This window comes from Leucobacter tardus (assembly GCF_017583045.1).
Taxonomy (GTDB): Bacteria; Actinomycetota; Actinomycetes; order Actinomycetales; family Microbacteriaceae; genus Leucobacter; species Leucobacter tardus.
In genome coordinates, this window is the sequence record NZ_JAGFBF010000005.1 from 881,727 (window position 1) to 904,101 (window position 22,375).

A 22,375-nucleotide genomic window follows, 5' to 3' on the forward strand; every position below is an offset into this window, starting at 1 on the left:
CCACCACTGTAGGCCGATCTCAGGCCGCCGTACCGGCACCGCCCCAGGGGCTCCCGTAGTGCGCCGCCAGGTGCCCCGCCTCCGCGGCGCTCAGGAGCCGGGTCAGACGATGTTCGGCGAGCGTGACCCGCAGTCGCGATGTCTCCTCGACCTCGATGGCGCGTGCCACGGCGGTGTCGACATCGGGAGCGGCGACGATCTGCCCGTGATTCTGCAGGAGCGCGCCGCGGAACGGCTGCGTCATGCGCCGCACGGCGGTCGCCTGTGCAGCGTCGCCCGGAGGTGCGTACGGGATGAGCGGGGTCTGGCCCACGCGCATGACGAAATAGGGCGTCAGGGGCGGCAGCGCGCTCCACTCGGTCCAGGCCTCGAGGCACGACGCCGCGACGGACGCGGTCGAGTGGAGGTGCACTACGCACGCAGCTTCGCGGTCACGGGCGTACATCGCGAGATGGAGCGGGTATTCTTTCGACGGCGGTGGCCCGTCGAGCTGCCTCCCCCAGTCCTCCGCGGCGAGCGAGATACGTGAGAGGTCCTCCGCGTCGAGTTCGCCCATTGAGACGCCAGTGGGCGTGATGTGCATCACGTCACCCACGCGGACGCTCGCGTTGCCCGAACTGCCCGGGCTCAGTCCGAGCGCGGTGAGTTCGGCGCTCGCCCGCACCAGCGCCGGTATGACGCCGCTCACCGCAGGTGCTCCCAGGCCGCGGTGAACAGGTCGGAACCGCCGAAGTTTCCTGATTTCAGCAGTAGGTTGAGCGGGTCTCCTCCGTGCGCCGCGGCGCGCCCCCGAGCCCAGGACAGTCCGGGGGCGACCGGGTCGCCGAGGTCGAGCCGGGTCACGCCCAGCCGCTGCATCACGCTCCCCGAGGTCTCGCCACCGGCGACCAGCAGCTGCCGCATGCCGCGGGCGGTGAATGCCACGGCGAGCTCGGCGTGCGCGGCCTCGATGAGCGCGGCGTGCGCGCCGTCGCCCACGTCTTCGGGTGCGCCGGTGGCGTAGACGAGCACGGGGCGCCGGGGTGCGTCGGCCCACTGCGCGGCGGCCCACGCGGTCAGTCGATCGATCTCGGCGGTGAAGTCGCTTGTGAGCGCCGCGGTGTCGAGTCGTGCGCTGGGAAGCGATTCGCGCGCGTGCGCCACCTGGCCCTGGGTCGCGTGCGAAGCGCTGCCGGCGAGCACCGCTCTGAAGCCCTCGACCACGGGCATGGGTGCGGCGGCCGCATGGCGGAGCGGGAGACCGAGGGCGAGCCCCGATCCGCCGCTCACGAGCACGTCGTTCGCGGTGGCGGCGGCGATGGCTGCGAGATCCGCGTTCGATACGGCATCGACCACGACGTGACTGCGCGCCGGGACCGCGTCGATCGCCGCCCGGATCGCGACCGCCCCCTCCTGCACGGTACGCCAGGAGACCCATCCGACGCTCCGGTCGGACTGCGCGGTCAAGAGCTCCGTGACGTCGGAGCGCGTCATCGGCGTCAGCGGATGGTGGCGCATGTGGCTGCTCTCGAGGAGCTCGTCGAAGACGAACAGGCGGCGCTGGTAGACCGTTCTGCCAGCGTCGGGGAAGGCCGGGACGACCACGGTGCGATCGGCTCCGAGATCGGTCGCGAGCGCATCGAGCACGGGCCCGATGTTCCCGGCGGCGGTGGAATCGAATGTCGAGCAGTACTTGTCGTAGATGCGCGGTGCCCCGGCATCCCGCAGCAGCCGCGCGGCTGCACGCGTTGCGGACACTGCGTCGGTCACCGGCGCCGTGCGCGACTTCAGCGCGATCACCGCACCATCGACACCGTCGAGGTCGGCGGGCGAGTGGTCGACCCCGAGCAGTACGGCGACGCGCAGACCGCGAGCGCGCCAGTTGGTCGCCAGGTCCGTGGCGCCTGTGAAGTCGTCGGCGACTCCGCCCCATTCCAGCATCCGTGGTCCTTCCGTTGGTGTCGCGATACCACCTGCATCGCGAAAGTTCACACGTCATGCTACATTGATGTTCGCTCATGTGAAAAAACTTGACTGTAATGTGATCGCCCTCGGCGATACTCCCGCCTTGTCAACGACGCCAACCGCCCTGGAGCCGCCATGTCCCACCGATCCGCACCTGACACCGTCCGATACGCCCTCACCGGCGCGGCAGGAGACTACGGCCGCACCCTCCTGGCTCAGCGCGCCCCGGGCATCCAGCCGCGAGTGCTCTGCGACATCGATACCGCAGCGGTCCGCGGGCTGCTCACGGAGCTCCAGGTGCCCGCCGCTCGCATTGTCGATGCGGACACTCCCGAGGCTATCGCGAACGCGGCGCAGGATCCCGACGCCATCATCATCGTGCCGAGCATCGATCTCCTGCCGCACGCCTCGTACGACATCCTCGTCGAGGCGACCGGCCGACCGGAAGCCGGGTTCGACGCCGCCGCGCACGCGGTGCAGGGCGAACGCCACGTCACGCTCGTGAGCAAGGAGATCGATTCGTTCGCCGGCGTGCACCTCGCGCATCTCGCCGCGTCGCAGGGCACTGTCGTCACTCCTGCGCTCGGCGATCAGCCCGCGAACCTCATCGAGTGGACGGATCGGCTCCGCGCCTACGGGCTCGATATCATCGCGATCGGCAAGTCGAGCGAGTACGACCTCATCTTCGACCCCGAGACCGAAACGGTGACGCAGCTCGACGAGACCATCGCGGTACCAGGATTCGGAGACCTCCAGCACCTCGGCGACGATCTCACCGCGACGCTCGCGGCGCGCGCCGAAGCCGTCGCCGCGCTGAAGCGCACCGCCACCGCGGACTCGTGCGAGATGGCGGTCGTGTCGAACTACACCGGGTTCACGTCGGCCGCCCCTGAGATGCTGTACCCCGTCGTCCGCCCGTCCGAACTCGCCGACGTCTACGCCCTGCGCGAGCACGGCGGGATACTGCCCGAGCCGGGGCACCTCGACGTGTTCAGTGCGCTCCGACTTCCCGGTGAGACCAGCTTCGCGGGAGGTGTCTTCGCGATCGTCCGCACCGGCGACCCGCGCACCTGGGAGATTCTGCGCGGCAAGGGGCACGTGGTGAGCCGCGATGGTCGCACCGCATGCCTCTTCCTCCCCTACCACCTCATGGGGGTCGAGACCCCGGTCACGCTCACCGAGGCCGTACGCCACGGACGAGCGGTCACCCCGCATCTGCCGACGCAGGTCTCCGTGCTCGCCGGACGCACCACCCGCGCGTTCTCGGCCGGGGAGTCCTTCGTCATGGGAGGCCATCATCACGACGTCGAGGGCGTAGCGCCGGTGGTGCTCGCGATCGACGACGCCCCGACGGACATCGCTCCGCTCTACCTCGCGGGTATGTCCTCGCTCGACGCGGACCTCCCGGCGGGCACGCTCATCACCCTCGACCGCCTCACCGGATGCCCCACCGCACTGCTCGACGCCTGGCAGCAGTCGCGACGCGCGGGCTCGCGGACGCACTGACCCCTTCCCATCCACACCATCTCAGAGACGAGAAGCACACACCATGTCTGACGTTTACATCCTGCTGATGTTCTTTCTCGCGATCGCCGTGCTCGTCACGCTGATCGCGAAGTTCAAGATCCACCCGGTGCCGACCCTCTTCATCGTGGTCGTCGCGCTGGGTCTCGCCCTCGGTATGGGCACGGGCACGATCGACCTCGTCCAAGAGGGATTCGGCAACACGCTCACCAGTGTCGGTCTGCTCGTGATCTGGGGGTGCGTGCTCGGCAAGATGCTCGAGCTCAGCGGGGCGGCGATGCGCATCACCGACTCCGCGCTGCAGCTCTTCAAGAAGCGGAAGATCCCCTGGGGCATCGCGCTCGCGTCGACCATCGTCGGCATTCCCCTGGTCGCTGACACCGTCGTCGTCATGCTGATCCCGATCGTCTCCGTGATCGCCGCCCGGACGGGCCGCTCGATGATGGTGCTCGGCCCCATCCTCTACATGGGTGCGTACGTCATGACCTCCGTCATCCCGCCCGGGCCGGGACCGCTGGCCTCGGCCGCTCTGCTCGACGTCGACTTCGGTCAGGCGATCCTCTTCGGTCTCGCCGTCGGCATTCCCGGCATCGTCGCGGCCGTCCTGTACCTGCTCACCATCCGCACGAAGGTCGCTCCGCTCGCCGAGTACGTCCAGCACCTCGACACGTCGGACGCCGAGACTGCGGGCACACGCGGTCCCGGTGCCGCCGCCGCCCCGCGGTCGGAGCGCCGGGTCGACACCGCTCCTGCCGGGCAGACGCAAGCGGTCAAACCGGGCGAACTCGGCATCACGCCGACCGCCGGACTCGGTCTCACCGAGTCGCTGATCCCGATCCTCGCGCCCATCGTGCTGATCATGCTCAGCTCGTTCGTCTCACCGCTGCTCGGGGACTCACTCGTGGCGAACGTGCTCGACTTCATCGGCACGCCGACGGTCGCGCTCTTCCTCGCCTGCCTCATGGCTCTCCCGCTGTTCCGGCGCCAGTGGCACGATAAGAAGGTCGTCAACGGCATCGTCGAACAGGGCCTGCGGATGGCGGCGATGTTCCTCGCGCTCACCGGTATCGGCGGTTCGCTCGCCTTGATCATCCGTGAGACCGGCGTCGCCGAGAACATCGCGGCAGCCATCGAGGCGGCGCACATGCCGCCGATCATCATCCCGTTCCTCGTCGCCGCCGTGGTGTGCACGATCACCGGCTCCAACATTCTCGGCGTGATGACCGCAGCGGCGATGATGGAGCCACTGCTGCCGACGCTCGGGCTCGATCCGCTCGCGGTCTACCTGGCATGTGCCACCGGCGCGCAGATCATGAAGCATCCGAACTCATCCGGCTGGTGGATCACCACGACGATGTCGAACATGACCGTGGGCCAGGGCATCCGGTCGACCGGTGTCGCCTCGCTCATCTCGGGCGTCACCGGCTTCGCAGTGCTGAACGTGCTCATGCTGACCGGGGTGGTGTGACCGGACTCCGGCGACGGCTAAGCTGGCCAGCGTGCCAGAGGAACGCTCGATGATCCCGGATCAGCGCCGCGAGGTGCTGCTGCGCGAACTTCGCGCGCATCAGGTGCTCAGCGTCGCGCAGCTGACGGAGCTGCTCGGCGTCTCGCACATGACGGTCCGTCGGGACATCGGCGCCCTCGAGGACGCTGGGCGGCTGGTCTCGGTGCCCGGCGGCGCGCGCATCGCCTCGCAGGTGGCGCGCGAGCCGACGTTCGAAGAGAAGTCTCTCGTCGAACGACAGCAGAAACTCGCGATGGCGCGCTGCGTCGCCGATCGCGTACGGGATCACACCGCCGTCTATCTCGACGCCGGGACCACCACGCGGGAACTGCTCCCGCACCTGCGCGAGCTCACCGGCGTCACGGTCGTCACCAACGACTTTCCGATCGCGATGGAGGCGATGGAACTCGGCGGTCTCGAGATCATCCACGTCGGCGGGCACGTCGACCGCGTCAACCGGTCGAGTGTGGGCGCGCTCGCGGCGGCCACGCTCGACCGGATCGCGATCGATGTCGCCTTCATCTCGACCGCGGTCTGGGACCTCGACCACGGCGTCACCACGCCGTCCGAGGCGAAAGTGGTCGTGAAGCAGGCGGCGATCACCGCGGCGCGCACCTCGATCCTGATGGCATCGAGTTCGAAGTTCGGATCCTTCGGCATGTACCGGATCGCCGCGCTCGACGCGTTCGACGCGGTCATCACCGATTGGGGCCTCGGTGTCGAGGAGTCGCAGCGGCTCCGCAGCGCCGGCGTGCGGCTCGAAGAGGCCGGCGAACCGTGAACGAAGACCCCGTCGTCGGTTCCGACACCGACGCCGAACCGTTCGCGGTCGGGATCCGCGCATCGACGCTCGCCGCCCGGACGCGCGGCGCGTTCGTCGCCGACGTCGAGCGGCGCGATGTCACGCTCGATACGCAGCAGCGCGGCGCCGTGGCAGCACTCGCCGCCTCGGACCACCGCGGCGCCTACCTCTGGGGCGGCGTCGGGCGCGGGAAGACCATGCTCGCCGACGCGTATTTCCGGTCGATTCCGACCACGGCGAAGCGACGCGTGCATTTTCACGCGTTCTTCCGCGAGCTGCACGGGCGCATCGTTGCGGACCGCCGCCCGATCGAAGCAACCGTGAGCGACATGCTGGCGCGCGACGAGGCCGTGCTCTTCGACGAGTTTCACGTGCACGACGTCGCGGACGCCGTGTTTCTCGCGCGGACGCTCGATGCGATCCTCAACCTCGACATTCTCATCGTCGCCACATCGAACGACCCGCCGAGCGCCCTCCTGCCCGACCCGGAGTTCCACGACCGCTTCCTGCCGACCATCGCGCTCATCGAGCAGCATCTCACCGTGATCGAGATGGGCCCGGGACCCGATTACCGTGCGACGAGCCCCGGTGGACCGAACGGTTTCTCCAGCAGCACCTGGACCGCGCGGGCGACGGCAGCGGAACCGAGGGCGTGCGACGCCGCAACATTCTCGTTCGCCGAACTCTGCATCGCGCCGAGGAGCTCCTGGGATTTCCTCGATCTCGCGGAGGCGCATCGCCGCATCGTCGTCACCGGCATTCCGGCCCTCGACGAGGTGGACCCGCAGACCGCCGCGCGTTTCTGCGTGCTCATCGATGTCCTCGCCGACGCCGATGTCGCGTTCGATGGCGTTTCGGCCGCGCACTGGAGTCGCTTGCGGCACGTCGACGAGCCCCCCGTCGATCTCGCACGCACCCTCAGCCGGCTGTCACTCCTCACCGATCTGACGTGACCGGCGCCCGATCGTGCAGCGAGGATCGCCTCAGGCGCCCGGTCGGTCATCGGATTCCGGCTCCGCTGCGAGACGGGCGACCGCCTTCGCGATCCGGCGTTCCCGTGTCGCCTCCGTCGCGGCGGTGAGGACGGGGTGCAGCACGCTGTACCGTGCACTGCCGGTCAAGCGATCGAAGGCGCGCAGCGCTCGCGGTGAGGCGCGGAGCGCTGCCGCGAGTTCGGCGGGGACCTCCGCCGTGGCGGGACCGGCATAGGCGCGTTCCCACCGGCCGTCGGCACGGGCGCGCTCGACTTCCACGAGCCCCCGGTCTCGCACCCGTCCCTCGGCGATCAAGGTCGACACGATCTCGACGTTGCGCTGCGACCAGACCGATCGCGCCCGGCGCGGTGTGAACCGCTGCAGGTACGTCGACTCGTCGCGCGACCGTCGCTGACCGTCGATCCATCCGCTGCAGAGCGCCTCGACCAGGGCCACCTGGTATCCGAGCGCGGTGGGATCGGTCACGCCTCGCTTCGCGAGCAGCAGCCACACACCGTCGGAGTCGTCCTCGTGATGATCGAGCCACGCGCGCCACGCGTCGCGATCGCGCAGGATCAGCGGTTCGGTTACGGAGTGCTCGGTCACGCGCTCAGCATGCCACGATTCCGCGTCGATGCGTCACCCCTGACGCCCCTTGAATCTCGGATTCTGCTTGTTGATCACATACACGCGGCCACGTCGGCGCACCACCTGTGCACCCGGCTGCTGCTTCAGCGACTTCAACGATGCCCTGACTTTCATGTGACCCTCCTTATTGATAACGTTTATCAGTAAAGAACGTAGCAGACGATCGCCGAGCAGAGGAGCGGAGATGCAACGCACAGATGTGATCGTGGTCACGGGGGTCTGCGGGCCCGAGCGACGGCGGCTCGCCCACCAACTCGCCCGCGCCGGTGCACGGCACCTGATCTCGGCCAGTCGCGTCGGCATCGACCAGCTCGACGACCTGGGAGCGACCGACCGCGCCCTGATCGAATGCGACGCTGCGACGCAGATCACCGAGATCATCGGCGCGCTCACCGACCCGGCTGCGACGGAAACGCTGCACCTGACCGGTGTGATGTGCGTCACCGACGCTCTGCACCTGCTGGACGACCTCGCCGCCGACGACTTCGTCGCCACCGAGGTGGACGCGAACGGCGCCATGCTCGACTGCACCGCACGCGCCCTGCTGACCGTCACCCAGATCGAGTTCGCGTCGGTCATCGTCATCGTCAACTGGGAGACCGTTCCCACTCCCGACCTGGCCAGGCTCATGGCCCTGATCAGCCATCTGAGCCCGCTCGCGCGCCTGCGCCTCGACGGGTCCCCCGGAACCGCCGCGATCGAACCCGTCACGTACCGCCGCGAGCAGCAACGGGCCGGCTGGGTCCGCACGCTGAACGGCGATGCAGACCCGCACATGACCGACCGACGGGTCTCGTCGGTTCGCACCGAGCAGATGCGGCCCCTGCACCCCGGCAGGCTGCAGACATTCCTCGACCGCGTGGAGGCGGGCCGATACGGTCACGTCGTGAGGTCTGCCGGGTTCTGCCGCTTCGCGACGCGACCGCGGCACGGCCTGTACTGGGATCACGTCGGTCGCACCATTGAATTCCGCGAGGCGGACCCCGATGCCGACCTCGACCTCGACCTCCCGGAGACGACCGGCGACACCGACCTCCCGCACCCCGGACAGGCGCTCGCCTGCATCGGAATCGATCTGGATGCGGCCGGCCTCCATCAGGCGCTCGACGCCGTCGCGCTCTCCGACGACGAATTCATGGCCGGACCAGCGGCGTGGGCCGGATACCCCGATCCGTTCCCCCGGAGCGCCCCCGCCGAGCACGGCAGCGACTGAGGAACGACCCCTGCGCCCCGAGCGGCCGCGCAGGGAGGCGGGTCTAGACTGGAACCGAGCATTTTCCCTCAGCCCCCGCGCCGCGTTCCGGCGCGTGCACGACAGGCACAGGAGGCCTCCACGCCATGAGCACGACCGCTGACCGCGCGTCCACGAACTCTCCGAGTCCGGAGCGAGCCGCTCCTCAGGAACGACGAGAGATCAAGCCGCCGGCGGCGACCAGCGTGTGCTTCGCCGAGGGCGCCCGCGTGCCGAACGCGACCGGAGCCGCACAGGCCGGAGCCGAGCACACGTCGATCCCGCAGCGTTACGACGCCGTGCTCCTCTCGGCATTCGGGGGCCCCGAGGGGCAGGAAGACGTGCTGCCCTTCCTGCGGAACGTCACCAGGGGCCGCGGGATCCCCGATGAACGACTCGAAGAGGTCGCGCACCACTACCGCCACTTCGGCGGTGTGAGTCCGATCAACGGGCACAATCGTGAACTTCTCGCCGTGCTGCGCAAGGCGCTCGCCGCGGCCGGCATCGACCTGCCCGTCTACTGGGGCAACCGCAACTGGGCGCCGTATCTCGACGACGCACTTCGCGAGGCCGCAGCCGACGGAGTGCGCCGCATGATCGCCATTCCGACCAGCGCCTACTCCTCGTTCTCGTCGTGCAGGCAGTACCGCGAGGACTGGGCCGACGCGCTCGAAGCGAGCGGTCTGCAAGAGCATCTGCAGATCGACAAGGTGCGCCAGTTCTTCTCGCACCCCGGATTCGTGCAGCCTTTCACCGAGGGCGTCCGCGACGGCGTCGCCGCAGCCATCGAGGCCGGCAATCGTCCGGAAGACATCGAGGTGATGTTCTCGACCCACAGCATCCCATCGGCGGACGCCGAGCTGTCCGGCGCCCGACTCTTCCCCGATGTCGACGGCGGCGCCTACGCTGCTCAGCACCTCGCCGTCGCCGAGCAGGTGATGGCCGAAGCGGCTCCGAACATCTCCTGGCAACTGGTGTACCAGTCGCGGTCGGGGCCGCCGTCGCAGCCGTGGCTCGAGCCCGACATCAACGATGCCATCGACGGGCTCACCGACCGCACCGCCGTCATCATCGTGCCGGTCGGCTTCGTCAGCGACCACATGGAAGTCATGTGGGACCTCGACAACGAGGCCACCGAGACGGCGACCGCTCGCGGACTCTGGGTGACGCGGACCCCCACGCCCGGCGTGCAGCCCGCGTTCGTCGATGCTCTCGTCGACCTCGTGCGGGAACGCGTCGTGGGTCGCCCCGTCGGGGAGCGCGCGAATACGACGACTATCGGACCCTGGTTCGACGTGTGCCGCCCGGGGTGCTGCGAGAACCCGCGGCTCGGGTTCAAGCCGGCGATCGCCGGCCTGCAGCCCTAAGCGCGGCCCCGAGCCGGGGTCACCCGCGCTCGCGCTCGAGAAGCGCGTGTTTCACCGGGGTTCCCCAGGCGAAACCGCCGAGGGATCCGTCGTTCCGCAGCACGCGGTGGCACGGTACGAAGAGCGCTGGAGCGTTGCGGGCGCAGATGGATGCGGCGACCCGAGCCGCCGACGGCTTTCCGAGCCGGGCGGCGAACTCCGCGTACGACAGGGGCGCCCCCGGCTCGATGCGCCGCAGCTCGGCCCACCCCTGCAGTTGCAGGTCAGTGCCGTGCTGCCGCACCGGCACGGTCACGACTGACGCGAGATCGCCGGCATAGTACGCGGTGACGGCCGCGCCGGCCGCGGTCTGCCCCGGCACGAGATCGGCCGGCCGCAGCACGGGGTGCACGCGCACGACGAGCGCGTCGGCGTCGGCCGTCCAGCCGGAGGCGAGCACGCGCGCTCCGCTGTCGACGATGAGGGTGAACGCCCCGTCTGGGGTTTCGAGGGTCTGCACGGTGGCGGTGGTCACGGGGTCTCCTGTCATCGATTCACTGAGGGAGTCGCGGTCGCGCTCCAGAGTCGGGTCGTGAGTGAGCTGCGCCAGGGGGCGATCCGCTCGGCCCAGGCGGCGAGCTCGCGCCGACCCGTCGGCAGCCCCGCGGCTGCGGCGCCCGCGCGCATCGCACGATCGCCGGTGAGGAGCACATCGGGGTCGCCGAGCACTCGCATGCGCACGTAATCCGCTGTCCACGGCCCGATCCCCTGGCGCGCGAGCAGACGCGCGCGCTGCTCACGGCCGTCGTCGTCCGAACCGAGATGCAGCGACCCGTCGGCGAGCCCCGCAGCGGCGTCACGGACAGCGCGCGTGCGTGCGCGGGGGCCGCGCAGGACCTCGGGCCCGTACTCGGCGATCTTCGCCGGTGTGGGGAACAGGCGTCGCGGCGCATCAGGTTCCGCGTGCGCCGGAACCACCGTCGGGAGCGGCTCGCCGAGCGACGCGACAAGCCGGGTGAGCGCGGTCCGTGCAGCCGCGACGGAGACCTGTTGGCCGATCATCGTGCGCATGAGCGTCTCATGCGCATCCATCGTGCCAGGCACTCGCACTCCCGGTCGGGCGGCGACCATCGGCGCGAGGACCGCATGTCGCGTGAGCGCGTGGTCGACCGCGACGGGGTCGGCATCGAGGTCGAGCAGTCGCCTCGTTCGGGCGACGACCGCACCGAGGTCGGCGAGCGAGGCGAGCGTGACCCGCAGTCGGACGAATCCCACCCGGTCGCCCAGGGAGACCTCCATCCGCCCGGGACCGCCAGGGAGGGTGAGTGTCCGAGCGTACCCCTCGGATGTGACCCGCTCGAGCCCGGGAATCGCCCGCGCCGCGAACCAGTCGAGCAGACCGGCGGCATCGAAGGGCTCTCGCACCGGCAGCGAAAGCGTCAGTGACCCCGGTGTTGCGTCCGTGCTGCGGCGCCGACGCCGCACCTCTGACGGCGTCAGACCGAAAACTTCGCGCACCGTGTCGTTGCACTGGCGCACGCTACCGAAGCCGGCGGAGAAGGCGATGTCGGCGACCGACAGGTCGGAGCCGACGAGCAGGGCACGAGCCGTGTGCGCGCGGTGGGCGCGCGCCAGCGCCAAGGGGCCGGCGCCGAGTTCGGCGACGAGCAATCGGCCGAGGTGCCGAGACGAGTAACCGAGTCGTGCGGCGAGACCCCCGACGCCCTCACGCTCGACCGTTCCGTCGACGATGAGCCGCATGGCGCGGCTGACGATGTCACCGCGCAGATTCCACTCGGGCGAGCCGGGGACGGCCTCAGGCAGGCACCGTTTGCAGGCCCGAAATCCGGCCTCATGCGCGGCGGCGCTCGTGCGGAAGAAGATGACGTTCGCCGGTTTCGGCGTGCGCGCGGGGCACGACGGCCGGCAGTAGATGCCGGTCGACCGCACACCCGTCACGAACTGACCGTCGAAGCGGGTGTCGCGCGCCTCGACGGCCCGGTAGCGCTCGTCGAACGTCATGAGTGCCTCGGCCATACGACTAGCCTGTCACGACTCCCTGGTGCACATCAGCGGGAATCGGACACCACGGTCGGGCCGGAACCGCGAAAAAAACTGAAGTCGCACGATCTGTTGTACGGCTCGCCCGACTCAGCAGCGAAAGCCGGTGAATGTGCCGTGCACGCTGCAGGTCTGGAAGCAGGGAGCGCGAATCAGCAGGACGAGGCCCTGCGCACCGCACACGCACGACTTCCGCAGTCCGATCCGCTCGCCTACAGTCGGTCCGTGGCGCGCTTCGCGCCTAACGACGCCCTGGCCCAGCAAAGGAGCTCCCCATGTCGGCCACCACCTCAGCACCACCGAACACCCATAGACGCGCGCTGAAGGGCGGCTTCGCCGCGCTCGTCGGCACCTCGATCGAGTGGTACGACTTCTACGTCTACGCGACCGCAGCGGCGATCGTGTTCCCGCGCATCTTCTTCCCGGCCGATCTCGACCCGGCCCTCGCCACGCTCGCCTCATTCGGCACATACGCGGTCGCGTTCTTCATGCGCCCCCTCGGCGGTGTCATCTTCGGGCACATCGGCGACAAGCTCGGCCGCAAGCCGGCGCTCACGATGACGCTGCTGCTCATGGGCATCGCGACGACCCTCGTCGGCGTGCTGCCGACGTACGCCGTGATCGGCATCTGGGCGCCGATCCTGCTCATCATCTTCCGCATGTGCCAGGGCCTCGCGGTCGGCGGCGAGTGGGGCGGCGCGAGCCTCATGTCGGTCGAGAGCGCTCCGCCGAAGTGGAAGACCTTCTACGGGGGCTTCACCCAGGTGGGCAACCCGCTCGGCGCGCTCATGGCGACCGGCATGTTCTGGATCCTGACCTCGCTCGGGGACGACGTGCTGCTCACCTGGGGCTGGCGCATCCCGTTCCTCTTCAGCGTCGTGCTCATCGGCGTCGGTTTCTGGGTGCGGTACCGCGTCGAAGAGACCCCCGTGTTCGAGGCGAAGGTCGAGGATCAGCAGCAGTCCTCGCCGATCCTGTTCGCACTCAAGAACAACTGGTTCCCCATCGTCATGGGCATCTGCATCGTCGCGATGTCGTCCGGCGGCTACGTGCTCGCCACGACGTTCGTGCAGAGCTACGCGGACAGCCCGCAAATCGGTCTCAACCCGGCCATCATCCTGGGCGCGATGACCGTCGCCTCGTTCGTCGAGATGCTCGTCACGCTGCCGATCGCGTACCTCGGCGACAAGATCGGCCGCAAGGTCATCATGTACCTCGGCACGATCCTCTCGTTCTTCTGCATGATCCCGCTGGTTCTGGCAATTCAGAACCAGAACGTCGCACTCATCTGGACCTTCGTGATCCTCATCCGCGTCACGCTCAGCGGTGCGTGGGCTCCGCTCTCGGCGATCATGGCGCAGATGTTCCGCCCGCAGTCGCGATACACCTCGATGTCGCTGTCGTACGGCGTCGGCGCGGCGATCTGGGGCGGTCTCTCGCCCGCGATCGCCTCCACGCTGCTGATCGTCACCGGCGACAACTTCTGGTCGGTCGTCGGCTTCTTCGGTCTCCTGACGGTCGCCGCGGTGATCGGCACGCGTTTCGCGCCGCAGTACTCGGACGAGGCGCCGGTGACCGGATCATTCGCCCCGCGTCTCGACACGACCACCATCACGCACCCCGACGGGAAGTAGGTTCACGACCACTATGGAGACCACGCGGAAGCGCACGACCGGCTGGGTCGTCATGGAGACGATGCGCGGATACGGCATCGACACGGTGTTCGGAATCCCGGGGACGCACAACCTCGAGTTCTACCGGGGGCTCGCTGAGCTCGGGATCCGCCCCGTGACGACCCGTCACGAGCAGGGCGCGGGGTACGGCGCGGACGGGTGGTCGCTGCAGACCGGACTGCCAGGCGTGGTCGTCACCACGAGCGGACCCGGCTTGCTCAACGCACTCTCGGCCGCTGGTACCGCGTACTGCGAGTCGCGACCGATGATCATCCTCGCCCCCGGACCCGCGCAGGGGAGCGAGTTCGCCGACGTCGGCACCCTCCACGAGACGAAGGATCAGCTGAGCGCGGCATCCGCGATCGTGGAGTGGGGCCGTCGCGTCGCGTCCGCTGAGGAGGCCGTCGCGGCGGTCCACGACGCGTTCGAGCTCTTCGCGACGACACGGCCACGGCCGGTCTACGTCGAGGTCCCCCTCGACGTGCTCGAGGCCGAGACCGATCTCGCTCCCTCGGCGATCGCGCCCCGGACGTTCTCGGCGGTACCGCCCGCCGACGACGACGCTGTGGGCCGAGCAGCGCGGCTACTGAGCGCAGCGCAGGATCCCGTGATTCTCGCCGGCGGAGGGTCGCGCGGCGCGGCGCCCGAACTGCGTGACCTCGCCGAACGGCTCGGCGCTCCGGTCGTCACCACGTTGAACGCCAAAGGTGTGCTCGACGAACGGCACCCGCTGTCGCTCGGGTCGAACCTGCGACTCGCCGCGGCCCGAGACCGGGCGCGCGATGCCGACGTGCTCCTCATCGTCGGATCGAAGCTCGGGGAGGCTGAGCTGTGGGTCGAGCACCTCGAGGCCCGCGGCGAGGTGATCCGCGTCGACCTGCTCGCATCGCAGATCGACAAGAACCAACCGGCCGCGATCGGTCTGGTGGGTGATGCGGCCGCGACGCTGCGCGCGATTCGAGCCGCGCTCGGAGACGGGTCTCCCCGTGACGCCGCTGCCGGGGTCGCCGAGACGCTCGCGGCGGTCCGGACCGAGTGCGCGGAGCTCTCCGCCGAGAACTCGGCGCTCGCCACGAGCATCGTCGCCGCACTCCCCGACGACGCGATCGTGGCCACCGATTCGTCGCAGATCGCCTACTGGGGGCTGTTGAACACGTTGCGCGTCGCCTCCCCCAATTCGACCCCGTACATGGCGACCTACGCGACGCTCGGGTACGGATTGCCCGCCGCGCTGGGCGCGCGCATCGCCGAGCCCGCACGACCATCGTTCGTGGTGGTCGGGGACGGCGCCCTGATGTTCTCGATGAACGAGTTCATCACGGTGGTCGAACAGGGCGAGGACGTGACCGTCATCGTCGTCGACAACGCCGGGTACCAGGAGATCAAGCAGAACGAGATCGATGCAGGCATCGCGCCCGTCGCGGTCGATCTCGTGCAGCCCGACTGGGTCGCGGTCGCGAACGCCTTCGGCGGCACCGGTCGCGCCGCCGGCACCGCCTCTGAGCTCCGCACAGCGGTCGCCGACGCGGTACGCCTCGGCGGGCTGCAGCTGATCCACATCGACCAGTCGACGTTCGAGACCTCGGAGGCGAATTGACCACCGCTCCCCCGCGGCCCATCGCGGTGTACACCGACACCGACGACACCGATCCCTCGCTGGGCATCGAGCTGCTCGAGGCGCACGGATTCGAGGTGCGCATCCTCGGTACGCGCGATGCCGCAGAGATCATCGCGGGAGCGAGCGACGCCACCGTGCTCCTGCCCGGATACGCCGAGATCACGCGCGAGATCATCGCGGCGCTGCCGCAGCTCAGACTGATCTCGTTGATGTCGATGGGGTTCGACTACGTCGACGTGGACGCCGCGACCGAGCACGGTGTCTGGGTCACCAACGTGCCGGGCGCAGCGACCGAGGAGGTCGCGACGCACGCTCTGGCGATCCTCCTCAGCTCGGTGCGTCAGCTGGGGTTCTACACCGCGTCTGCGGCCCCGGGCACCTGGAACGAGCGCGCACGTCTCGCCCCGCCCCGGCTGAGCGAACGCACGCTCGGCGTGGTCGGACTCGGCAAGATCGGGCGCGAACTCATTCGTCTCGCGGGCCCCCTCTTCGGCCGAGTGATCGGTTTCGATCCTTTCCTGCCCGACTCCGCTGAGGTGCGCGCCGATCTCGAGCGGCTCGGCGTCTCGCGCGCATCCCTGGAAGCGGTGCGGGCGGAGAGCGACGTGCTGTCGCTGCATCTGCCGCTCACGACCGACACCGAGCGCATGATCGATGCGGAGTTCCTCGCCGGAATGCCGGCGGGTGCGGTGCTCGTCAACGTCTCGCGCGGCGGCCTCATCGATGCGGCGGCACTCGCCGATGCGCTCGACCGGGGTCATCTGTCGGGTGCGGCGCTCGACGTGCTCGAGCAGGAGCCGCCGGAAGCAGACCACCCGCTCGTCGGCCGCGACGACGTCGTCCTCACACCGCACATCGCCTATTTCTCGGCGCGCACCGAGATCGAGTACGTGCGGATCCAGGCGCAGAACGCGGTTGCGCTTCACGAGACGGACGCACCCGAGTCCCCGGTGAATCAGCCGCGCTGACCCGCGTCAGGCGACGTCGAGGGACCGCTCGTACTGCTCGAGCACGATGCGGGTGTGCAACCAGGTCTCCGACATCGCGATCAGTCCTTCGTCGCGGAGACGCTGCATGACCCCGTGGAAACGGTCGACCGAGCTGAACGCGATCGTCGCCTTGAGGTCGTAGCGGCCGAGCGTCTGCGCCAAGAACTCAACCGCGACTCCGGAGTTCAGGATCGCCGCGATCACCCGAGCGTCGTCGAGCACCTTGATGCCGAACCCGAGCAGCAGATCTTCGCTCGACCCCGTGTGCTGATCGATCGCGCCGATCTTCATGACCCCCGAATCGATGAGTTTCAGCATGCGCAGCCGCGTGCCGCTCGGTGAGAGCTGCACTCGGCTCGCGAGTTCGCCGAGCGGTACTCGCCCGTCCTGCTGCAGGGCCTCGAGGATCTGCAGATCGGTCCGATCGAGAGCGATCGCCCCGGGATCCGGCGTGGTGCCGCCGAAGAAACTACTGAGGATTCGGTCGAACATCAGCACCTGCACGTCGACGACACCCGGGATCGATCGGATCGCGATCACCTGCTCGCGCAGCGCGCCGGTGTCGGTCAGCCACGTCTCCGTCGAGATCTGGAACGCGCCCGTCACCTCCGAGATGAACGACATGGAATCGAACTCGACGAGTCGGTCGATGACCGACTGGGTCGGACCGCTGACCCAGATGGAGAGGTGGGCGGAGACGGGAAGCCCGACGGCACCGGGGTGCACGCCCGCGACGATCCGCAGGCGACCGCTCTCCATGAGCGCCCGCACCCGGTCGGTGACGATCTCGCGGCTCACCCCGAGCGTCGCAGCCACACGGGTGTAGGCCATCCGACCGTCATGCCGCAGCATCCCGATGATGCGCTCGGTCAGATCGTCCATGTCGCCCCTTCGTGCGCGCCCGCTCGGTTCAGGACAGCATATCGTCGCCGTGTGAGGCCGGCCCCGTCACCCTTCGCTCGATACCTCGGCGAGCACCCGCGCCCAGCGACGGTCGAGCGTTCGCCCGCCGATCACGACCCCGGCCCAGACCGCCGCGATGCCCAGCACCAGGGCGCACCCGAGGCTGATCCACGCGAGCCACGCGGTCCAGAGGCTCGCGATCGCGAACCCGAAGGCCGGACCGCCGAGCACGAGCGCGATGGGTGTCACGATGATGAGCGCCAGGAAGGACTGCGCCCCGCCCGACGACCCGCGACCGAGCGGATTGGCACCGGGCGGGGGCGCCCGACCGGGGAGCACCGCGCCGACGACGGACGAGGCACCGGCGACGGCGAGCGTGAGCCCGAACGTCGCACCGATGCTCGCGGGGAGCAGGTCCCAGGCGCCCGTCACAAGACAGGCGAGCACGCACAGGATCGCAAGCAGCGGGACGACCAGGATCGCCATGCCGAGGAGCCGACCGGCGCGGTCGGCGACCCCGCTGACACCCGAGACGATGTGCAGAGCGACGGCGTTGTTGTCGTAGGCGAGATCCATCTGGATGACGGTCGCGAGCAGGAACGCGTTGATCGCGGGCAGCAGGATGAGGGCCGGTCCGAACGACCACCCGCCGCTGTTCAGGCTGTTCATCGCGACCACCGCCACCATCAGCAGCGGGAACACGAACAGCATGACGAGATTCACGAGATGCCGGGGGTCGCGCCGACGATACCGCAGGGTTCGCGCGGCGATCGCACCGGTCGGCGTCGCCGGCAGCACGCGATCGATGAGGCCGCCGGATCGCACTCGGCCGCCCCCGCTGCTCACGATGGGGTCGATGAGGCGGCGGGAGAGCGAACGCTCGGCGATGCGCCACAGCACGACGGCGCTGAGGATCGCGACGAGCAGACGACCGACGCCGACGCCCCAGTCCCCCGCGGCGACCGCCGACGAGACCCCGTACACGGCCCCGACTGGCGTCCATGCGAGCACCTCGGCGATCCGGATGAACGCGTCACCCGGAGCGCCGAGCCGACCGACGAGGGAACCGAGCAGATTGAACAGCAGGCCGGATGACGCGAGCAGCAGCACGCCGAACGTCAGCACGAAGTCGCGAGTCCGTCGCCTGGCGAGCCACCCGGCGAGCAGACCGCTCACGACGCGCGCCCCGAGCACGCACGTACCGAGCGCGAGCGGGGTCAGCACGAGTGCGACGAGCAGCGCCGCCGGAGCGACCGACCAGCCGACGAGCATGAGCAGCAGCGCGAGTGCGGTGCCGATCCCGCCGATCGTCGTCGCGCCGGCGAGCACCAGTCCGGGGAGCAGCCGTCGCGCGGTGACGGGGAGCAGCGCGAACCGGTCGGCCGCCAGCGAATCGTCGGCGCTCACCACGATCGAGCCGATCCACCACCCGGCGGTGATCACGGAACCGACGACCACCAGGATCGGGCCCACGAGTTCGGGCGAGAACACACGCAGCGCGCCGAGTCCGAACGCGAGTCCGGTGAGGAGTCCGACCGCGACCAAACCGCTGAACACCAGACCGACGATGAACCAGGGGCTTCGGTTCAGCTGATGACCGAGCTGACGCCACCGCAGACCTACGAGGAGCGCAACCACGCGAGCGTCCCCTCCCCCAGGTCGTGCGATCCGACGAGGTCGAGGAATCGCTGCTGCAGACTGACGCCGGCACGGACCTCATCGAGGTCGCCGTGGGCGAGCAGCCGACCCTCGGCGAGGATCGCGACGCGGTCGCACAGCGACTCCACCAGTTCCATGACGTGGCTCGAGAGCACCACCGTTCCACCCCCGGCGACGAACGCGCGCAGGATCTGGCGGATCGTCTGTCCCGACACCGGGTCGACCGCCTCGAGCGGCTCATCGAGGATCAGCAGCCTCGGTGCGTGGATCAGGGCGCAGGCGAGACCGATCTTCTTCTTCATGCCCGCCGAGTAGTCGACCACGAGCGTGCTGCCCGCCTCCGCGAGGCCGAGTGCATCGAGCAGTTCCGTCGCGCGATCGCGGACCTCGGGCTCGCCGAGGCCGCGCAGCAATCCGCTGTAGCGCAGCAGCTCGGCACCCGTGAGCCGATCGAACATGCGAATTCCGTCCGGCAGTACCCCCATGCGTCCCTTGGCAGCGGCCGGGTCCTGCCAGACATCGGCACCGAGCACCCAGGCGCTGCCGGCATCGGGCTGGAGGAGCCCGGTCGCCATCGCCAGCGTGGTGGTCTTGCCCGCTCCGTTGGGTCCGAGCAGCCCGAGCATCGTGCCGGCCGGCACGTCGAACGAGAGATCGTCGACCGCCACGTGCTGGCCGAACTGCTTGCGGAGGCTGCGGATCGCGAGGACCGGTGGGGACGCGTCTGGCATGGTCATACCTCCATCACACCACTTCGGCTCGGTGCGAACAATGCGGCGGTCCCCGGGGCGCGCCGCGGATGAGCGCCGCTCAGGGCCGGGATGGGCTCCGCAGCCCCGGGCGCAACTCGCCCGCCTCGATGCGCACGGCGATCCGATTCTCCGGTGGCGGCAGCGGGCAGGTCGCACTCGCCGAGTAGGCGCAAGGCGGGTTCACGGCGCGATTGAAGTCGATCACCACGGTCTCGGCGTCGACCCGAACAGCCGGCACGAAGCGGGCCGCCGGGAACGTGAGGTCGGCGCCCGTCGCATCGGCGAAGATGAGCTGCAACGCCGGCGCCGCATCGTCTCCGAAGAGTGTGAGCGCGATCCGGGTCTCCCCGAGCGTGAATTCGGCGCGACCGGGAGAGCGCTGCTGCTGCGTGCGTCCGGGTACGGCGGAATCGACCTCGACGGTCGCAGGGGTGCGCGGCACGTAGCGCGCCGTGACGACCCAGTCGGGGTCTGCGGGGAACGTGCCGGTCCCCGCGTAACGGACCCGAACGGGCGACCCCGGATCACGTGGCCGCAGTGCGATGCGACCGCCGCGGGCCGCGACCTCGATGCGGCGATCGCCCCACTCGAGCACGCGTGCGTCGCTTCCGGTGAGCGGCCCGAGCGATACGGTGCCCTGCGCGGCTGCGCCGTCGAGGGTGACACCGTCTGCAGAGACGAACCACGCGGTGACGCGACCGTCGTCCGACGCGCTCCAGAGGCCCGGAACATCGGGGAACTCCTCAGGCTCGGCACCGATCCAATGCAGCGCAGTCGCGCTGAGCGGACCGAAAGGTTCGGTGCGCTGCGCTTCCACACTCGCGTGCCACGCGTTGTGCGCGTCGGCGAAGGTGAGTTCAGAGGTGTGCGGCATGTCGTCCTCCCGGGCGCATCGAAAACGTGGAGTGATGACCAGCATTCACCGATCGCGCGAAGATCGGGCGAAAATGACGCGACGTTGCGTGCACAGCTCAATGTTGTTTTGGCTTTGCTTATGTCCGTTTGTGTGGCATCATGTGAGTGTGTACGCCGCCGAACGCCAGCAGATGATCCTCGGATCCGCGCGCGCCGAGGGCCGCGTCGAAGTCGCAGCCCTGGCTGAGCGCCTGAGCGTCACCTCCGAGACGATCCGCCGCGACCTCACGGCGCTCGAGCGACGCGGCCTCATCACCCGCATGCACGGCGGAGCAGTCCCCGTCGAGGCCCTCACCCACGAGCTCGGCATGGACGAGCGTGTCGGGCGGCGCGCCGCCGAGAAGCAGCGCATCGCCCAGCGCGCCCTCGAGGAGCTCCCCGAGGGCGGCACGCTGCTGCTCGACGCGGGAACCAGCACCCTCGCCATCGCCCAGGCGCTCCCTCCGCGTACGCCCTTCACGGTGGTCGCCAACAGTCCGGCGATCTGCGCGGTCCTCACGACGATGCCCGAGATCACGCTCATCCAGATCGGGGGCAGGGTGCGCGCCACGACCGGAGCCGCCGTCGGCCGCTGGGCCTGCGAGGCACTCGACGAACTGACCGTGGACGTCGGATTCATCGGGACCAACGGTTTCGACACGACCCGCGGCCTGACCACCCCGGACGAGGCCGAGGCCGCGACGAAACGCGCCATGGTGCGCGCCTGTTGCACGACCGTGGTCGTCGCCGACGCCAGCAAGGCAACCGCCACTCACCTGCACCGCTTCGCCGCACTCGACGACATCGACCTGTTGATCACCGACACCGGTCTCGATGCCGAAGTCGCCGAGACGCTGCGTACGGCCGGACCGAAAGTCGTCACCGTATGATCACCGCACTCACCCCGAATCCGAGCGTCGACCGGGCGGTCACCGTGCGCGACCTGGATCGCGGACAGGTGCTCCGCGCAACTTCCGCTCGCGTCGACCCCGGGGGCAAAGGCGTCAACGTCGGTCGTGCCATCGCCGCGATGGGCGGAGATCCGGTGGTCGTCGTGCCGTCAGGCGGACCCGAAGGGGCACTGTTCGAGGCGCTGCTCGCGCAGACCGACGTCACGGCGAGCGTCGTGCAGGTCTCCGGAAGCGTCCGCATGAACATCAGCGTGCTCGAACCCGATGGCACGACCACGAAGCTCAACGAGCCCGGACCCGACCTGGAGGACACGGACGTCGCGTCGCTCATGACGGCCACGCTCGCCGGGGCGACGCCGGGCGCATGGGTCGCGGGCTGCGGCAGCCTTCCACCCGGCGCACCCATCGACCTCTACGCGCGGCTCGTGCGCGACGCGGTGAGTCGAGGCGCACTCGTCGCCATCGACTCCTCCGGCGCACCGATGCGCGCGGCCGTTGCCGCGAGACCGACACTCATCAAGCCGAACCGCGAAGAACTCGCCGAACTCACCGATCGGACGCTCGACACCCTCGGGGCGGTCATCGACACGGCTCAGGAGCTGGTGCGCTTGGGGATCGCCTACGTGGCCGTCAGTCTCGGCCGAGACGGGGCGGTGCTCGTCACGGAGTCAGCGGTCGCACATGCACGCGCCGTCGTCACCGACCCGGTATCGACGGTCGGCGCCGGCGACTGCATGCTCGCGGGCCTGCTCTCCGGTCTCGACCAGGGCCTCGATGCGGCCGACGCACTCGAGCAGGGCGTCCGGTGGGGTGCCGCCGCCGTTCGGCTCCCGGGAACGGAAGTACCGACGCCAGGCGACCTCGACGGCATTCACGTCGAGTTCACGCGCACGCCCGACCGCCACACCCCCCTCGACGACTGAATCGGCTTCGCGCCGC

At 69.4% G+C, this 22,375-nt stretch carries 21 protein-coding genes; 11 read left to right on the top strand and 10 right to left on the bottom strand.

Annotated features, from left to right (window positions below; genetic code table 11):
* Positions 1 to 19: 19 nt before the first annotated feature.
* Complete coding sequence (locus J4H85_RS11080; protein ID WP_208239598.1) at positions 20 to 688, bottom strand: class II aldolase/adducin family protein; 669 nt, start codon at positions 686 to 688, stop codon at positions 20 to 22.
* Entirely contained in the window at positions 685 to 1,920 is a 1,236-nt protein-coding gene (gene otnK / locus J4H85_RS11085; protein ID WP_208239600.1) for a 3-oxo-tetronate kinase, read from the bottom strand. Before otnK ends, J4H85_RS11080 begins: the two co-directional genes overlap by 4 nt.
* Before the next feature lie 159 nt (positions 1,921 to 2,079).
* Between otnK and J4H85_RS11090 the strand changes: the two genes are divergently transcribed.
* Genes J4H85_RS11090 through zapE form a run of 4 tightly spaced genes read left to right on the top strand, consistent with a single transcriptional unit; the run spans position 2,080 to position 6,730 of the window.
* Positions 2,080 to 3,450 carry a homoserine dehydrogenase gene (locus J4H85_RS11090; RefSeq protein WP_208239603.1) on the top strand — a complete coding sequence of 457 codons (1,371 nt, stop codon included), beginning with the start codon at positions 2,080 to 2,082 and terminating at the stop codon, positions 3,448 to 3,450.
* A gap of 43 nt (positions 3,451 to 3,493) precedes the next feature.
* The gene (locus tag J4H85_RS11095; protein WP_208239605.1) at positions 3,494 to 4,936 is read left to right on the top strand and encodes a GntP family permease; all 1,443 of its coding nucleotides are present in this window, start codon (positions 3,494 to 3,496) and stop codon (positions 4,934 to 4,936) included.
* A gap of 31 nt (positions 4,937 to 4,967) precedes the next feature.
* Entirely contained in the window at positions 4,968 to 5,756 is a 789-nt protein-coding gene (locus J4H85_RS11100; RefSeq protein ID WP_307863630.1) for a DeoR/GlpR family DNA-binding transcription regulator, read from the top strand.
* A complete protein-coding gene (gene zapE / locus J4H85_RS11105) occupies positions 5,753 to 6,730 on the top strand; it encodes a cell division protein ZapE (RefSeq protein WP_208239613.1) in 978 nt (325 codons plus the stop codon). The genes J4H85_RS11100 and zapE overlap by 4 nt, the downstream gene beginning before the upstream one ends.
* A 30-nt stretch (positions 6,731 to 6,760) precedes the next feature.
* Here the strand turns inward: zapE and J4H85_RS11110 are convergent, their stop codons facing one another.
* On the bottom strand, positions 6,761 to 7,357 hold the full coding sequence (locus J4H85_RS11110; RefSeq protein ID WP_208239616.1) for a YdeI/OmpD-associated family protein: 597 nt from the start codon (positions 7,355 to 7,357) through the stop codon (positions 6,761 to 6,763).
* Between the two features lie 33 nt (positions 7,358 to 7,390).
* The gene (gene ykgO, locus J4H85_RS11115; protein ID WP_053388021.1) at positions 7,391 to 7,513 is read right to left on the bottom strand and encodes a type B 50S ribosomal protein L36; all 123 of its coding nucleotides are present in this window, start codon (positions 7,511 to 7,513) and stop codon (positions 7,391 to 7,393) included.
* Between the two features lie 70 nt (positions 7,514 to 7,583).
* Between ykgO and J4H85_RS11120 the strand changes: the two genes are divergently transcribed.
* Complete coding sequence (locus tag J4H85_RS11120; RefSeq protein WP_208239618.1) at positions 7,584 to 8,612, top strand: GTP-binding protein; 1,029 nt, start codon at positions 7,584 to 7,586, stop codon at positions 8,610 to 8,612.
* 125 nt (positions 8,613 to 8,737) lie between these two features.
* Positions 8,738 to 9,997, top strand: coding sequence for a ferrochelatase (locus J4H85_RS11125; protein WP_208239620.1), 1,260 nt, complete (start codon positions 8,738 to 8,740; stop codon positions 9,995 to 9,997).
* 19 nt (positions 9,998 to 10,016) lie between these two features.
* Here J4H85_RS11125 and J4H85_RS11130 read toward each other — a convergent pair whose 3' ends face one another.
* On the bottom strand, positions 10,017 to 10,526 hold the full coding sequence (locus J4H85_RS11130) for a methylated-DNA--[protein]-cysteine S-methyltransferase (RefSeq protein WP_208239622.1): 510 nt from the start codon (positions 10,524 to 10,526) through the stop codon (positions 10,017 to 10,019).
* The gene (locus J4H85_RS11135; protein WP_208239624.1) at positions 10,523 to 12,013 is read right to left on the bottom strand and encodes an AlkA N-terminal domain-containing protein; all 1,491 of its coding nucleotides are present in this window, start codon (positions 12,011 to 12,013) and stop codon (positions 10,523 to 10,525) included. The genes J4H85_RS11130 and J4H85_RS11135 overlap by 4 nt, the downstream gene beginning before the upstream one ends.
* 299 nt (positions 12,014 to 12,312) lie before the next feature.
* Between J4H85_RS11135 and J4H85_RS11140 the strand changes: the two genes are divergently transcribed.
* From J4H85_RS11140 to J4H85_RS11150, 3 genes are read left to right on the top strand one after another with little or no spacing between them, the layout of a single operon-like run.
* The gene (locus J4H85_RS11140; RefSeq protein ID WP_208239626.1) at positions 12,313 to 13,671 is read left to right on the top strand and encodes an MFS transporter; all 1,359 of its coding nucleotides are present in this window, start codon (positions 12,313 to 12,315) and stop codon (positions 13,669 to 13,671) included.
* A 13-nt stretch (positions 13,672 to 13,684) separates the two neighbouring features.
* Positions 13,685 to 15,307, top strand: coding sequence for a thiamine pyrophosphate-binding protein (locus J4H85_RS11145; RefSeq protein WP_208239628.1), 1,623 nt, complete (start codon positions 13,685 to 13,687; stop codon positions 15,305 to 15,307).
* Positions 15,304 to 16,296: a C-terminal binding protein gene (locus tag J4H85_RS11150; protein WP_208239631.1), complete on the top strand. Its 993-nt coding sequence runs from the start codon at positions 15,304 to 15,306 to the stop codon at positions 16,294 to 16,296. The genes J4H85_RS11145 and J4H85_RS11150 overlap by 4 nt, the downstream gene beginning before the upstream one ends.
* A gap of 6 nt (positions 16,297 to 16,302) precedes the next feature.
* Here J4H85_RS11150 and J4H85_RS11155 read toward each other — a convergent pair whose 3' ends face one another.
* From J4H85_RS11155 to J4H85_RS11170, 4 genes are all read right to left on the bottom strand, one after another.
* Positions 16,303 to 17,199 (bottom strand): Lrp/AsnC family transcriptional regulator, encoded by an 897-nt coding sequence (locus J4H85_RS11155; protein WP_208239633.1) that lies wholly within the window; start codon positions 17,197 to 17,199, stop codon positions 16,303 to 16,305.
* A 66-nt stretch (positions 17,200 to 17,265) separates the two neighbouring features.
* The gene (locus tag J4H85_RS11160) at positions 17,266 to 18,858 is read right to left on the bottom strand and encodes a hypothetical protein (RefSeq protein ID WP_208239635.1); all 1,593 of its coding nucleotides are present in this window, start codon (positions 18,856 to 18,858) and stop codon (positions 17,266 to 17,268) included.
* Positions 18,840 to 19,616: an ABC transporter ATP-binding protein gene (locus J4H85_RS11165; protein ID WP_208239637.1), complete on the bottom strand. Its 777-nt coding sequence runs from the start codon at positions 19,614 to 19,616 to the stop codon at positions 18,840 to 18,842. The genes J4H85_RS11160 and J4H85_RS11165 overlap by 19 nt, the downstream gene beginning before the upstream one ends.
* 73 nt (positions 19,617 to 19,689) lie before the next feature.
* Positions 19,690 to 20,505 (bottom strand): DUF1684 domain-containing protein, encoded by an 816-nt coding sequence (locus J4H85_RS11170; RefSeq protein WP_208239639.1) that lies wholly within the window; start codon positions 20,503 to 20,505, stop codon positions 19,690 to 19,692.
* 148 nt (positions 20,506 to 20,653) lie between these two features.
* On the opposite strand from J4H85_RS11170, the gene J4H85_RS11175 reads away from it, so the two are divergent.
* Together J4H85_RS11175 and pfkB are read left to right on the top strand one after the other, a co-directional pair.
* Entirely contained in the window at positions 20,654 to 21,415 is a 762-nt protein-coding gene (locus J4H85_RS11175) for a DeoR/GlpR family DNA-binding transcription regulator (RefSeq protein WP_208239642.1), read from the top strand.
* Positions 21,412 to 22,359, top strand: coding sequence for a 1-phosphofructokinase (gene pfkB, locus J4H85_RS11180; RefSeq protein ID WP_208239644.1), 948 nt, complete (start codon positions 21,412 to 21,414; stop codon positions 22,357 to 22,359). Before J4H85_RS11175 ends, pfkB begins: the two co-directional genes overlap by 4 nt.
* Positions 22,360 to 22,375: the final 16 nt, after the last annotated feature.

Coding starts and splice junctions, on each gene's coding strand:
- J4H85_RS11090 (WP_208239603.1), top strand. CDS start 2,080: ATGTCCCACCGATCCGCACCTGACACCGTCCGATACGCCCTCACCGGC.
- J4H85_RS11155 (WP_208239633.1), bottom strand. CDS start 17,199: ATGGACGATCTGACCGAGCGCATCATCGGGATGCTGCGGCATGACGGT.
- ykgO (WP_053388021.1), bottom strand. CDS start 7,513: ATGAAAGTCAGGGCATCGTTGAAGTCGCTGAAGCAGCAGCCGGGTGCA.
- J4H85_RS11170 (WP_208239639.1), bottom strand. CDS start 20,505: ATGCCGCACACCTCTGAACTCACCTTCGCCGACGCGCACAACGCGTGG.
- J4H85_RS11165 (WP_208239637.1), bottom strand. CDS start 19,616: ATGACCATGCCAGACGCGTCCCCACCGGTCCTCGCGATCCGCAGCCTC.
- J4H85_RS11095 (WP_208239605.1), top strand. CDS start 3,494: ATGTCTGACGTTTACATCCTGCTGATGTTCTTTCTCGCGATCGCCGTG.
- otnK (WP_208239600.1), bottom strand. CDS start 1,920: ATGCTGGAATGGGGCGGAGTCGCCGACGACTTCACAGGCGCCACGGAC.
- J4H85_RS11140 (WP_208239626.1), top strand. CDS start 12,313: ATGTCGGCCACCACCTCAGCACCACCGAACACCCATAGACGCGCGCTG.
- J4H85_RS11125 (WP_208239620.1), top strand. CDS start 8,738: ATGAGCACGACCGCTGACCGCGCGTCCACGAACTCTCCGAGTCCGGAG.
- pfkB (WP_208239644.1), top strand. CDS start 21,412: ATGATCACCGCACTCACCCCGAATCCGAGCGTCGACCGGGCGGTCACC.
- J4H85_RS11120 (WP_208239618.1), top strand. CDS start 7,584: ATGCAACGCACAGATGTGATCGTGGTCACGGGGGTCTGCGGGCCCGAG.
- J4H85_RS11130 (WP_208239622.1), bottom strand. CDS start 10,526: ATGACAGGAGACCCCGTGACCACCGCCACCGTGCAGACCCTCGAAACC.
- J4H85_RS11145 (WP_208239628.1), top strand. CDS start 13,685: ATGGAGACCACGCGGAAGCGCACGACCGGCTGGGTCGTCATGGAGACG.
- J4H85_RS11135 (WP_208239624.1), bottom strand. CDS start 12,013: ATGGCCGAGGCACTCATGACGTTCGACGAGCGCTACCGGGCCGTCGAG.